We start from the raw sequence: 12,785 nt of genomic DNA, 5'->3' as shown, positions 1-12,785 counted from the left end.
TTCATACGACCCCGGGAATACCTTCCAGGTCCAGCCCTGTCGAGAAGAGCTCCGGCGCGCCCAGGGCGCACTCCGCCCAGACCGTCTTGCCACGTCGGGCATGGCGCGTTCCCCAGTGCTCGGCGAGTTGGGCGACAAGGAACAGACCTCGCCCGCCCTCGTCGAAGACACGGGCCCGGCGCAGGTGCGGAGTCGTGCTGCCGGCATCCGCTACCTCGCACATGAGGGTGCGATCGTGGATGAGACGCAGCTGGATGGGAGGCCGGCCGTAGCGGATGGCGTTGGTGACCAGTTCGCTGACGACCAGTTCGGTGGTGAAGTCGAGTTCCTCCAGTCCCCAGGTGGTCAGCTGCTCGGAGACATGCGCTCTGGCCCGGGCGACCTCGGCCGGGTCGGCATCCACGTCCCAAGTGACGACCTGACGTTCCCCGAGGGTGTGGGTGCGGGCCAGGAGGAGTGCCACGTCGTCGTGCGGTCGGCCTGCGGGCAGCAGCGCATCGAGGGCGGTGTCGCAGGTCGCCTCCAGGGAGGCGGAGGGCTGCGCGAGGGCGTGGCACAGTCGGGTGAGGCCCGCCTCGATGTCGTGGTCGAGGGCCTCGACCAGGCCGTCGGTGTAGAGGGCGATGAGGCTGCCCTCGGGCAGGTCGATCTCCGCCGCCTCGAACGGCAGGCCGCCCAGGCCGAGTGGCGGGCCGGCGGGCAGCTCGAGGATGTCGGCGATTCCGTCCCGGGCCATCACGACGGGCAGCACGTGGCCCGCGCGGGCGAGGGTGCAGCGGCCGGCGACGGGATCGTATACGGCGTACAGGCAGGTGGCCCCGATGTCCCCTGCGGATTCGGTGTCCGTTTGGGCAGAGGCTTCGGAAGAGACTTCGGCGGACAGGCGGATGACGACGTCGTCCAGGTGGGTGAGGAGTTCGTCGGGCGGCAGGTCGATGTCGGCGAGGGTGCGCACGGCGGTCCGCAGCCGGCCCATGGTGGCGGCGGCGTGGATGCCGTGGCCGACCACGTCGCCCACCACGAGTGCGACCCGGGCACCGGACAGCGGGATGACGTCGTACCAGTCGCCGCCCACGCCGAGCTGGGCGGCAGCAGGCAGGTAGCGGCAGGCGACCTCCACGGCGGACTGCGCGGGTGTCTGCGCGGGAGCAGACTGCGCTGGAGGGTGAGGGCGGTGGCACGGGCGTGCGTGTATCGGCGGGCGTTGTCGATGGCGACCGCCGCCCTGGCCGCGACCTCCTGGGCGAGGAGCAGGTCCTCGTCCCCGTACGCGTCGGGCCTGTGGTGACGGAAGAACTGAACGACACCCAGCGTGGTGCCACGGGCGCACAGCGGTACCAGCAGCATTGATGCGGACGGGCCGAGGTGGTGCCGTGAGGGCCGGCCGGTGGCCAGGGCGCGAGCCGGTGGTGATCCGTCCGGATACCTGTGGACCTGCTGCGGCGAAACCGGCAATTCCCCGTAGATCGCTTCTAGGGAGGTCGTCTCGGGGTAACCGTCCATCACCGACTGCTGGGCGATTCGGCGGACCACGAGTGTGCCCTTCGCAGGAGGCTCGTCTCCGGAAGGCATGTCGAGGAGGTCGACGGTGACGGCGTCGGCGAAGTGCTCGGTGGCCAGGTCCACCAGCTCCTGGGCGGTGCGGGCGATGTCCAGGGTCGTTCCGACGCGTACGCTCGCCTCGTTCACCACCGACAGCCGCCACTGCAGCTGGCGATCCCGCTCCTCCTGGAAGGCCAGAACGCCCGTCTCCGATGTGCGGGCCATGTACGCGATCGACAGTGCGATCAGCTTGCGTGCCGCCGCGTTGATCGACTCGGCATCGCTGGTGAGCCGGGGCAGCTCTTCGAGCAGCCGGTCGAGGACACGGGCGTGCGCGAGGGGGAAGGCGCGCAGCATTGCCGTGACCGGCTTTCCGCGCTGAGCCAGCCGACGCGCGCGCTCTGCGTCGGCGGCCGGCTGATCGATCCGCCTTGGCTCGATGCTGTGCTCGATGCCGAAAAGCAGGGCGACGACGTGCTCGGCGACGTTCTCCCTCGTCATCTGTGCGATGTCGGGTTCGTCCCACAGCTCGGGGATCTCGCGCCGCAGGCATTGCTCTACGTCGTGGATCACCTCGTCCGCTCGCGGGCTGAGTTCATGCGCGGCACGGGACAGAAGACTGTCCGCGGTGAGGTCCACCCTGACGACGTTACGCCGTCAGGGTGGACCACGAAGCCTCGGCCGGCCGCAGCTGGCTGCGCGGTGTCCGGGAGGAGCCCGGTCTCACGGGCTGGTCGTGGTCGAGGGCAGGGGTCCGCGCGGCCACCGGCGGACGGAGTGACACCCACGGCTTTCCGGTCTCCACGGGGCCTGGCGCGCCCGGTGCCCGGGTTAATCCAGGTCGGGCAGCGGGCGCCGGGTCACCTGGTGGGCGTCGTCCGGCGGGACGCCCAGCATGCGCAGGACCATCTCGGCCAGGTCCGAGGCGGCCTCGTCCCCGTCGAGGTCGGGGCGGGCCAGCCGCAGCGCCACGAGGGACATCAGGGTGCCGCCCAAGGCGGACAGGGCGGTGGTCGCGTTGCGGCAGGTGAAGCGGCCCGAGGCGATGCCGTTCTCCAGGTCGCGCAGGGCTCGCGGGGCGAGTCCGCGGGCGGAGTGGATGTAGGCCAGACCGCGGTCACGCAGGATCCGCATGAGTTCGGGGTGGGAGTCGGCCATGCGGGCGGTGAGCCGGAAGCCCGCGGCGACGAGCTCGGCCGGGTCGTCGATTCCTTCTACGCGCTCGTCGATGACCTGCCCGAACTCGTCCAGGGCGTCTGTCACCGCGGCGTCGAACAGCTCCGTCTTGGACTCGAAGTGGTTGTAGAAGGAGCCGAAACCGACGTCCGCGCGCTCGGCGATGGCCTGGATGCTGGCGCTGGTGTCCCCGGTCTCCGCGAGGATCTGCCGGGCCGCACGGACGAGCGCCTGACGCGTCTCGGCGCGGCGCCGCTCGAAGCGGTTCTTGGGCGGGGCTGACGTCGGCATACGGCAAGTGTAACAACCGTAGCGATCAGTCTGCCATTAGTGATGAGATCATCAATTATTTGGGTCCACCCTATTGACGATGGGTAACGGCAAAGTTGATGATTTCCTCATTACAGCAGTGTTGCTTGGAGGACACCATGTCCCACACCCCCGTTAACAGGGCCGCTCCCCAGACGCCCCACCAAGACCTCCACAGTGAGCAGGGCGCCCTGCGCGGAGAGCATCCCGGACGTTCCCGGAATCCCGTGATCAAGGTGGCCGACCTGGCCTGGCTCGAGTTCGAGAAGCCCGACCTGGACCAGGCCGAGGTCTTCGCCCGTGACTTCGGGTTCGCGATCGCCGCCCGCACCGAGGGGGAGCTGTGGCTGCGCGGTACCTTCGCCGGCTCGCCCTGCATGGTGATCCGGCGGGGGCGTGCGTCCCGGTTCATCGGGCCGGCGTTCCGCGCGGCCGAGCGGGCCGACCTGGACCGGCTGGCCGGCACCACCGGCAGTACCGTCCGGGACATCGGCGTACCGGGCGGTGGGCAGTCGGTCGCCCTGCTCGATCCCTCGGGCCTGCCGGTCCGGGTCGTGCACTGCGCCGAGCAGCTGCCCGCGCTGCCCGAGCAGGAGCCGCTGATCCTCAACTTCGGTACCGATCACCGTCGTACGAACGCCACCCAGCGTCCGCCCCGTGAGCCGTCCCGTATCCAGCGGCTGGGCCATGTGGTGCTGGAGACCCGGGTGTTCGCCCGCACTCTGGACTGGTACCTGGACACCCTCGGGATGATCGTGTCCGACTTCCTGTTCCTGGACGGGCAGCGCGGGCGCGGGCCGACGATGGCGTTCGTCCGGTGCGACCAGGGGAGCGTGGCCGTCGATCACCACACGCTGGCCCTGCACCTGGGGCCCGGTACCGGCTACGTCCACTCCGCCTACCAGGTCACCGACCTCGACGCGATCGGCGCCGGCGGGGAGTACCTGGCCGAGCGTGGTTACCAGCGCAGCTGGGGCATCGGGCGGCACATCCAGGGCAGCCAGCTGTTCGACTACTGGCGCGACCCCGATCACTTCATGCTGGAGCACTTCGCCGACGGCGACCTGTTCTCCTGCGACCTGGAGCCCGGCTGGGCGCCGATGTCGGCGAGCGGCCTGGCCCAGTGGGGCCCGCCCGTCACCCGCGACTTCCTGGGCGCCAGCCCGTCCCCCGCCAAGCTGCGCGAGGTCATGACGGCCCTGCGTGGCGACAACGAACTCGACCCCGCACGCCTGCTGGGCCTGATGAAAGCGATGAGCTCATGAGCACCAACGTTCTGCGCACCAACGACGGCTGGTGGGTCGTCCGGGACGAGCGCGCCGTCCGCGTCCAGACCAAGGCGGTCACCACCGGCGAGCTGCTCGCCGACCGGGACGCGGTCCGCGAGGCCGCCGCCTCTGCCGAGAGCGGCACTCCCGTCGCCGACCTGGTGGCGCTGCCTCCGGTCACCACCCCGTGCCGGGTGGTCGCCCAGATGGTCAACTACCGCAGCCACGCCAAGGATTCGGGCTTCACCGGCGACATCCCGGCCACCTTCTTCCGTAAGGCGTCCGGCTCGGTCAGCGGCCCCCATGACACGATCATCCGCCCCGCGCACGTGAAGTTCCTCGACTACGAGGTGGAACTCGGCCTCGTCATGGGCGCGACCCTTCCCGTGGGCACCGTCGTCGAGGAGCAGGACCTGCCGCGCTATGTCGCCGGCCTTGTCCTGACCAACGACGTCAGCGCCCGCGACGTCCAGCTGACCAAGACCCAGTTCTACGAGAGCAAGTCCTATCCGACCTTCACGCCGACGGGTCCGTACCTGGCCCTGCTGGAGCCCGAAGACTTCGCCCATCTGCTGAACCTGCGGTTGCAGCTGTCGGTCAACGGCGTGTCCCGCCAGGACCGCACGCTGGCCGACATGATCGTACGGCCCGCACAGGCGCTCACGCTGCTCGCCCGCTTCCAGACCCTCGACCCGGGTGACCTGCTGCTGACCGGCACTCCCGGCGGCACGGCCCTGAAGGCTCCGCCCAAGGCGGCCGAGAAGATCGCTGCGCTGCTCCCGCCCGCACTGAAGTGGAAGGCGTTCTTCAAGGGCCAGGCCAAGAACCCCAAGTACCTGCGCAACGGAGACCTCATCACCGCCACGATCGCCACCCCGGACGGGCGGATCGACCTCGGTGAGCAGCGAACCCCCGTTACGGACGCAGCGTGAAGGCCGCATCCCAGAGGCCGGTGGTGATCATCGGTGGGGGACCCGTCGGGGTCATGGCCGGCCTGCTGCTCGCCCGGTACGGAGTGCGCAGCTTGCTCCTCGAACGCCATCGGGACATCTACCCTCTGCCGCGCGCCGTCGTCGTGGACGACGAGATCCGTCGGATCCTGCAAAGCGTCGGTGTCCACGAGGATTTCGCTGCTCTCGCCCGCCCGGCGCTCGGGCTGCGGCTGCTGGACGCCCGGCGCCGCGTGATCACCGAGTTCCCGCGGTCCATGCACGGACACCACGGCTTCCCGGAGACCAGCATGTTCGACCAGCCCGAGCTGGAACGCGTGCTGCGCAGCGCCCTGGCGCGCCGCCCGGAGTGCGAGCTGCAGGGCGGGGTGGAGGTCGTGTCCGTCACCCAGGACACCGACGGACCGAACGATCCGACGGGTCCGGCCCGGGTCACCTTCCGCCGCGACGGCAGCGACGAGGAGGAGCACGTGTGGGCCGATGCCGTCCTCGGCTGCGACGGCGCGGGCAGCCTCACCCGTGACTCCATCGGCGCCGTGTGGGAGGACCTGCACTTCCAGGAGAGCTGGAGAGTCATCGACGTGCGCACCACCCGCCAGGTGCGCACCTGGGAAGGCGCCGAGCAGATCTGCTGCCCCAACCGACCGGCCACCTTCATGCGCGTCGGCGAGGACCGCTACCGCTGGGAGTTCCGGCTGCCCGAGGACGAAAACCTGGACGGCCCGGACGGATGGGAGCGCCTGCGCGAGCTGGTCGCCCCCTGGGTGGACCTGCCGCCCGACGCCTCGGCGGGCGACGACTTCGAGGTGGTGCGGCAGGCGCAGTACACCTTCCGGGCCCGCCTCGCCGACCGATGGCGCAGGGGGCGTGTCTTCCTGCTGGGCGACGCCGCCCACCTCACCCCGCCCTTCGTCGGGCAGGGTCTGTGCGCGGGCCTGCGCGACGCCTACAACCTCACCTGGAAGCTCGCCCGCGTGCTCCAACAGGGCGCACACGACGGGCTGCTGGACACCTACGAACGCGAGCGCAAGCCGCACGCCCGCCATGTGATCCGCGTCGCGGTCGCCGTCGGCTGGGCCATGACCGGCGGACAGGACCGCGGTGCGGCGTTCCGCCGGGCCGTCGTGGGCACGGCCTCTCGCATCCCCGGCGTGACCGCGGCGGTGAGCCGTGACCTCAGCCCCGCCCTGACCGCCGGTCCACTCGTACGGCGCCGCCCCAGGCTGACCGGCCGCGTGCTGGCCGGCACGATCTGCCCGCAGCCCTGGGTACGGCATGACGGCAGGCGAGTGCGCCTCGATGACGTCCTCGGGGACTCCTTCGCCGTCGTGACCGCTGTGCCGCCCACGGCGCAGATGACGGCCGTGGCTACGGCACTGGGCGCTCCGACGGTCCACGTCGAGGACCTGCGCGACGACGGCACCCTGGCCGGCTGGCTGGCACGCGGCCGTGCCGACGCCGTCCTGCTGCGCCCCGACCGCGTCGTGATGGACACCGTCCAGGCCGGCACCGGCGACTTCACGGACACCGTCGCCTGGGCCCCCCTGCTGCACACGGCCCGCCATACCGCCGACGCCCGGCCCGCCTGACGAGGAGCACCACATGACCACCCCGCACCCCGCGCCGTATCCGGAACCCTTCTTCACTCCCGACCCGAAGTCGGCCGCCCACAGCCGTATCGCGGACTTCGCCCGATGGGCGGCCCGGCACCAGGGCGCCGAAGGGATCCAGGACCCCACGGACTACCGAGCCCTGTACCAGTGGTCCGTCACCGACCTCGAAGGGTTCTGGGCCGCGGTGTGGGAGTACTTCGACATCGACGCGACGACTGAGTACGAGGGGGTGCTGGCCGAGGAGACCATGCCCGGCGCCCGCTGGTTCCCCGGCGCCACCCTCAACTACGTCCATCACGCGCTACGCAACCTGCAGCCGGACGCTCCCGCGATCACCGCCCTGGACGAGACCGGAGCCGGCTATGAGATCACGGGCCGGGAGCTGCGCGCCCGGGTCGCCTCCGTCGCTGCCAGCCTGCGCGACCTGGGCGTCGCACAGGGCGACCGGGTGGTGGGCTATCTGCCCAACACCCCCCACGCCGTCATCGCCTTCCTCGCCACCGCAAGCCTGGGCGCGGTGTGGTCGGTGTGCGGCCAGGACTACGTACCCAAGGCCGCCGCCGACCGCTTCGCCCAGCTCGAACCCACGGTGCTCATCACCGCTGACGGCTACCTCTTCAACGGCACCACACACGACCGCCGCGCCGCCTCGCTCGAACTCGCCGTCGCCCTGCCGACGCTGAAGGCCACGGTGCTCGTGGATCACGTGGGCCTTGCCTGGCCCGAGGGCGGGGACTTGGGGCTGACAGTTCCCTGGGAGGACGCGGCCACCCGCGCCGAGTACCTCACCATCGCCCCGGTGCCGTTCGACCACCCTCTCTGGGTCGTCTTCTCCTCCGGCACCACCGGACTGCCCAAGGGCATCGTCCACGGCCACGGCGGGGTCCTGCTCGAACACCTCAAGATGCTCGGCCTGCACACCGATCTGGGCATCGGGGACCGCCTGCTGTGGTACACCACCACCCACTGGATGATGTGGAACCTGGTCGTCTCCACCCTGCTGACCGGTGCCACCACCTGCACCTACGACGGCAGCCCGGCACCGCAGGCGCGTCCGGACGTCCTGTGGGAGCTGGCGGCCCGTCACAAGGTCACCGTCTTCGGCACCAGTCCTCAGTACCTGCTGGCCATGTCCAAGCTGGGCATCGCACCCTCCGTGTACGACCTGTCGGCCATCCGCGTCGTCGGCTGCACCGGCTCCGCTCTGCCCGCCTCCGCCTACCCCTGGGTCCGCGACCACGTGGGCGCAGGCGTCCAGCTGGCCTCCACCAGCGGCGGCACGGACATCGTCTCCGGCTTCGCCGGCAGTGCCGCCACGACCCCCGTCTGGGCGGGGGAGCTGTCCGCCCCCGGCCTGGGCGTGGCGCTGGCCGCCTACGACGAGGAAGGCCTCCCCGTCACGGACCGGGTCGGTGAACTGGTCGTCACCCGCCCCATGCCGTCCATGCCGCTGTACTTCTGGAACGACCCCGACGGCAGCCGCTACCGCGACGCCTACTTCGGCGCCTACCCCGGTGTGTGGCGGCACGGTGACTGGATCACGCTCACCTCGCACGGCTCGGTGATCGTCCACGGCCGCTCCGACGCCACCCTCAACCGCAACGGCGTGCGCCTGGGCAGCGCCGACATCCACGACGTCGTCGAACGCCTCCCCGAGATCACCGAGGCCCTCGTCATCGGCGCGGAGGAACCCGACGGCGGCTACTGGATGCCGCTCTTCGTGGTCCTCGCCGACGGGGTCGGCCTGGACGACTCCCTGCGCGCGAAGATCCGCGACGCGATCCGCGCCGGCGCCTCACCCCGCCACGTCCCCGACGAGATCCTCGCCGTACCGGCCCTCCCGCACACGAAGACCGGCAAGAAACTCGAGGTTCCCGTCAAGCGCCTGCTCCAGGGCGCTCCCGCCGAGCAGGTCCTGAACCCCTCGGCGGTCGACAACCCCGACCTGATCGCCTACTTCGCCCGCCTGGGCGCGGAGCGGAACAAGCGGTCAGCACACCACACATGAGTCGGCCAGGGGACCACAGGCCCACGTGACAGCACCGGGTCCTTGTGCCCCGCCCGGCTCCGCAAACCCCGTCCCCACGGGGTGGTGCCGGGGCGGTCAACCCGCCCCGGCACCACACACAACCGAAGTAAGAGAGAAATGATGAGCATGACCGACCGCGAACCGCAGGCCCTCGATGTCCTCGACGACGCCGGACGAAAGGTGCTGTTCACCGAGGCCCGCACCGCGAACACCTTTGCCGAGGTGGCCGTTGCCGACGACGAGCTCGCCATGATCTGGGAACTCGCCCGCTGGTCGCCGAGCGCCGCCAACGGTCAGCCTCTGCGTGTGCTCTTTGTGCGCACCCCCGAGGGCAAGGAGCGACTGGGCCGGCATCTCGACGAGGGCAACAGGGCCAAGACGCTCAGTGCGCCGGCCGTGGCGATCCTGGCGTACGACGTCGACTTCCACGAGCAGATGCCGACCGTCTTCCCGGCTCGCGGCGAGATGCTGCGAGCGGCGTTCGCCGACCAGACGGAGAAGCGCGAGAGCCTCGCGGCCTACAACTCGGCACTGCAGACCGGGGTCTTCCTGCTCGCGGTGCGTGCGGCGGGGCTGGCGGCCGGTCCCATGGCGGGCTTCGACAGGGCCGGCGTGGACGAGGAGTTCTTCGCCGGTACCAGCTGGCGTTCGCATCTGGTGGTCAACATCGGTCACCCCGGCGCCGACCCGTGGTTCCCGCGGCTGCCCCGCGTGCCCGTCGAGGACGCCGTCGCCTATGCCTGAGGCACTGCCGCCGTCTGGTGGGTGAGAGGCGCCATGCCGTGGGCGCGGGTGCTCTTCTGAGTACCTGCGCCCATTTTTTAGCGGTGGCTGTGAAGGAGTTTCTGCAGCGGTGTCAGGGCACGAGAACGAGACCAGGGCGCCGATCGGCACCGTGACAATAAGTACGCCGTCCTGCCGAGCTTACGCATCACCGCTGTCGGTCGGCCTGTTGCTCGGGGGGCCGCAGTCCAGCCGTCCACTTCTCCTCTATACGGCCGAGCTTCCACACGGCCAGGGCGGCAGCCCACGTGGCGAAGAACAGGCCGACGATGACGAAGCCGATGGTGTTCAGGTCCAGGCCGCTGATCCAGTCCCAGAACACGCCGTGCAGGCCGGCCTTGTCGGCGAGCAGGCCCAGGAGCTCGGCGGTGCCGATGATCAGCGCGACGGCGACGGACAGGCCGGTGATGGTGAGGTTGTAGTAGACCTTCCGTACCGGCTTGGAAAAGGCCCAGCCGTAGGCGAAGTTCATGAAAGAACCGTCGATGGTGTCCAGCAGGCTCATGCCGGCCGCGAAAAGGACCGGCAGGCAGAGGATGGTGTACCAGGGCAGGCCGGAGGCGGCTCCGGAGCCGGCCAGCACCAGCAGAGCGACCTCGGTGGCGGTGTCGAAGCCGAGACCGAACAGCAGACCGAGCGGATACATCTGCCACGGCTTGGTGATCGACTTCATCACGCGTCCCAGCAGGCGGTTGATGAGGCCGCGGTTGTTGAGCTGCTGCTCCAGCGCGGCCTCGTCGAAGTGGCCGGACCGCATCTGCCGGAACACCTTCCAGATGCCGGCAAGGATGACGATGTTGATGATGGCGATGAGGTAGAGGAACGTCCCGGAGACGGTCGTGCCGATCAGCTCGGTGACGTGGTGCAGCTCGGAGTTGTCCTCGCGGACCGGTGCGGCAAGGGATTTGACGCCCAGGGAGAGCAGGAGGGCCAGCACGAACACGATGCTGGAGTGCCCCAGGGAGAACCAGAAGCCGACCGACACGGGGCGTTGCCCTTCGTCCATGAGCTTGCGGGTGGTGTTGTCGATCGCGGCGATGTGGTCAGCGTCGAACGCATGCCGCATGCCCAGGGTGTAAGCGCTCACCCCGATACCGATCCCGAAGCCCTTGGTGCCCACGCTGTAGTGCTCCGGGGCCACGATCGCCACCAGCGTGAACCACCCGATGACATGGAGCGCGATGATGAAGGCGGCCATCCCGGCTGCGCGGCCCCACTCGGCGCGGCCCATCGAGCCGGATGTGCGTCGCCATCGGGAGCGGAGGCCGCCGGTGGCCGTGGGCGCGGCTGTCATGTGCGGTCTTCCCTCACTTCTGATCGAACGTGATCAAGGTGGGCGGTTCTCGCCGCGCAGCAGCCGTTCTCACCTCGTCGCCGGCCGCGGCTCTCGTCGGTGGCTGCCGATTCCGACGAGCAGGCCCGTGAGCATTCGCCCAAAGGGGTCTTCCGGCCGGACGAAGTCGGTGCGGATGTTTCATGCGCTGTACGGCATCAGCTATTCCGCACGCTGTATGGAATGTCGACAGGCGGGAGGCGGGAGGGTGCCGTTGAGCCCCCTCCTGCCTCCCGCCCGTACGCGGTCAGGAGTCGCTGATCCCAAGGTCAGCGGTCGCCTCCCTATCGCCAGTGGTTGTCACAGCGACGTGCACGGTCTGAGCCCACCCGTGCCAACGGCGCCTGTCTCACCGGTTGTCGAGGACTCGGTCGTGGTTGGATCGGTTGGAGTCGTGGTCATACCGGTTCCAGTCGTGGTCATACCGGTTCCAGTCGCGGTCATCCCGGTTGGAGTCGCGGCGGTCGGACCGGTCCCAGTCGTAGCGGTAGTTGCTGTCGTGCTTCCAGCAACGGTCCTCGTCGTCCCAGTAATAGGAGTGACCGCGGCGGTCGTAGCGGTCCGAGTCGCTGAAGTGGTCGCTGTGCTGTCGGGCGCGGTACCCGTCCCGGCGGTAGTCCTCCTCGGAGTTGTGTCGGTAGTTGACACCGCGGTCCTCGCGGTAGTCGTCGGCCTTGATGCTTACGGCCGGGCGCTCAATGTGCGCAGACTCGGGAACCGCCGCCGAGGCGGTGCCCCCGGCGCCGAGAAGGGCGCCACCCGCGACCGCAGCGGAGGCGGCAGCGAGAGAAATGCGCTTCGTGAGCTTCATGGATATCTCCTTCGTATTGGCGTCGACCGCGATCCCGGCGATTGCTTACGCAGGTGATGCGGTGCGCCCCATCTATGTCGAAGCCGCATCGGCGAGCCCCTCGTGAGGGCACTGCCGACGGCCATCAGTCGCAGCGAAAGGACGCCGTTTCGGCGGCACTCCGCTCCGTTCCATACGCTGTATGGAAGTACAGTGATATCAGAGAATGTCCGAAAATGTCGAACGCGGGGGTTCGCGGCGCTGAGGTGCGGCTCACCGGATCTGGTCGCGGCCTGGGTGTGCCGGCCTGCTGAGCGGCCAAGACGTGGCTTGCGGCGGACCGGGACTCTGCTGCGCAATTCCGCGGGGCTGGGGTGGGCAGGCCGTGGGTGCGGGGTGATCGTCTGCGCGGCCGTTGACCTGTCGTGCGGTCGTGTGGGTGGTGTGGATGTCGCGGCAGCCGGAGGGGTTGCCGAAGATCCCGGAGCGGACCGAGCTGGTGGCCCGGGCCGCGTTCCCGCACGGCAGTCTGCCGATACGGGTGCGGGACCGTCTCGCGGAAGTCTTCGCTGGCGCACCGTTTGCCGCGTCGTTCGGCGTGCGCGGGGTTCCGGGCATGTCGCCCCGTTGGTCATGGGCTTGTAGTTCGCCGAGGATCTGACCGACCGGCAGGGCCGGTCGCCCGCAAGGTGGCCGGGTTTGTATCCACGCTCCCGGAGTCGGTTGAGGATCTTGAGGCTGTTGTACGCGGGGCGGTGACCGGGCTTGTCGAGGGAGTCGCCGAACAGCTTCCTTGCCTCTGCGGGGGTCGCCGCCGATATCACTCGACGTCTATGAGACGGCTTGACTCACAGAACATCTGCGATACGTGATGTCTCACAGGTGGGGGGCTCTCCCGCCGAGTACAGGACCTATGAGTGGTTGAGGAGTGGCCATGGCCAGGACCGAGAACGTCGTCGTCTTCCGCTTTACCGAACAGGCCTCCGCCTACC

8 protein-coding genes and 1 pseudogene are annotated in these 12,785 nt (G+C 69.5%); 5 read left to right on the top strand and 4 right to left on the bottom strand.

The annotated features are described in order from the left end of the window. Position 1: 1 nt before the first annotated feature. Both SAVERM_RS03325 and SAVERM_RS03320 read right to left on the bottom strand, forming a co-directional pair. Positions 2-2,181 (bottom strand): annotated as a pseudogene (locus SAVERM_RS03325) (ATP-binding SpoIIE family protein phosphatase). A 192-nt stretch (positions 2,182-2,373) separates the two neighbouring features. Continuing rightward, entirely contained in the window at positions 2,374-3,009 is a 636-nt protein-coding gene (locus tag SAVERM_RS03320; RefSeq protein ID WP_010982004.1) for a TetR/AcrR family transcriptional regulator, read from the bottom strand. Positions 3,010-3,146: 137 nt separating this feature from the next. Here SAVERM_RS03320 and SAVERM_RS03315 point away from each other — a divergent pair, with 137 nt between their 5' ends. From SAVERM_RS03315 to SAVERM_RS03295, 5 genes are all read left to right on the top strand, one after another. After that, positions 3,147-4,292, top strand: a complete 1,146-nt coding sequence (locus SAVERM_RS03315) for a VOC family protein (RefSeq protein WP_037651202.1) — start codon at positions 3,147-3,149, stop codon at positions 4,290-4,292. Then, complete coding sequence (locus SAVERM_RS03310) at positions 4,289-5,227, top strand: fumarylacetoacetate hydrolase family protein (RefSeq protein WP_010982002.1); 939 nt, start codon at positions 4,289-4,291, stop codon at positions 5,225-5,227. The genes SAVERM_RS03315 and SAVERM_RS03310 overlap by 4 nt, the downstream gene beginning before the upstream one ends. Continuing rightward, positions 5,224-6,834, top strand: a complete 1,611-nt coding sequence (mhpA, locus tag SAVERM_RS03305; RefSeq protein ID WP_010982001.1) for a bifunctional 3-(3-hydroxy-phenyl)propionate/3-hydroxycinnamic acid hydroxylase MhpA — start codon at positions 5,224-5,226, stop codon at positions 6,832-6,834. Before SAVERM_RS03310 ends, mhpA begins: the two co-directional genes overlap by 4 nt. Before the next feature lie 13 nt (positions 6,835-6,847). Next, the gene (locus tag SAVERM_RS03300) at positions 6,848-8,866 is read left to right on the top strand and encodes an acetoacetate--CoA ligase (protein WP_010982000.1); all 2,019 of its coding nucleotides are present in this window, start codon (positions 6,848-6,850) and stop codon (positions 8,864-8,866) included. Positions 8,867-9,013: 147 nt separating this feature from the next. Next, positions 9,014-9,631 (top strand): malonic semialdehyde reductase, encoded by a 618-nt coding sequence (locus SAVERM_RS03295; protein WP_010981999.1) that lies wholly within the window; start codon positions 9,014-9,016, stop codon positions 9,629-9,631. Positions 9,632-9,818: 187 nt separating this feature from the next. Here the strand turns inward: SAVERM_RS03295 and nicT are convergent, their stop codons facing one another. Both nicT and SAVERM_RS03285 read right to left on the bottom strand, forming a co-directional pair. Next, positions 9,819-10,964 (bottom strand): Nickel transporter NicT, encoded by a 1,146-nt coding sequence (gene nicT / locus SAVERM_RS03290; RefSeq protein WP_010981998.1) that lies wholly within the window; start codon positions 10,962-10,964, stop codon positions 9,819-9,821. Positions 10,965-11,352: 388 nt separating this feature from the next. Continuing rightward, positions 11,353-11,814 (bottom strand): hypothetical protein, encoded by a 462-nt coding sequence (locus SAVERM_RS03285; RefSeq protein WP_010981997.1) that lies wholly within the window; start codon positions 11,812-11,814, stop codon positions 11,353-11,355. Positions 11,815-12,785: the final 971 nt, after the last annotated feature.

Source organism: Streptomyces avermitilis MA-4680 = NBRC 14893 (assembly GCF_000009765.2).
Taxonomy (GTDB): domain Bacteria; phylum Actinomycetota; class Actinomycetes; order Streptomycetales; family Streptomycetaceae; genus Streptomyces; species Streptomyces avermitilis.
The sequence above is the reverse complement of the archived record's forward strand: the minus strand, read 5'-3'. Positions and strand labels throughout refer to the sequence as shown.

Excerpts from the sequence above, each read along its gene's own strand:
- SAVERM_RS03320 (WP_010982004.1), bottom strand. The coding sequence starts at position 3,009 with ATGCCGACGTCAGCCCCGCCCAAGAACCGCTTCGAGCGGCGCCGCGCC.
- SAVERM_RS03315 (WP_037651202.1), top strand. The coding sequence starts at position 3,147 with ATGTCCCACACCCCCGTTAACAGGGCCGCTCCCCAGACGCCCCACCAA.
- SAVERM_RS03310 (WP_010982002.1), top strand. The coding sequence starts at position 4,289 with ATGAGCACCAACGTTCTGCGCACCAACGACGGCTGGTGGGTCGTCCGG.
- SAVERM_RS03300 (WP_010982000.1), top strand. The coding sequence starts at position 6,848 with ATGACCACCCCGCACCCCGCGCCGTATCCGGAACCCTTCTTCACTCCC.
- SAVERM_RS03295 (WP_010981999.1), top strand. The coding sequence starts at position 9,014 with ATGACCGACCGCGAACCGCAGGCCCTCGATGTCCTCGACGACGCCGGA.
- nicT (WP_010981998.1), bottom strand. The coding sequence starts at position 10,964 with ATGACAGCCGCGCCCACGGCCACCGGCGGCCTCCGCTCCCGATGGCGA.
- SAVERM_RS03285 (WP_010981997.1), bottom strand. The coding sequence starts at position 11,814 with ATGAAGCTCACGAAGCGCATTTCTCTCGCTGCCGCCTCCGCTGCGGTC.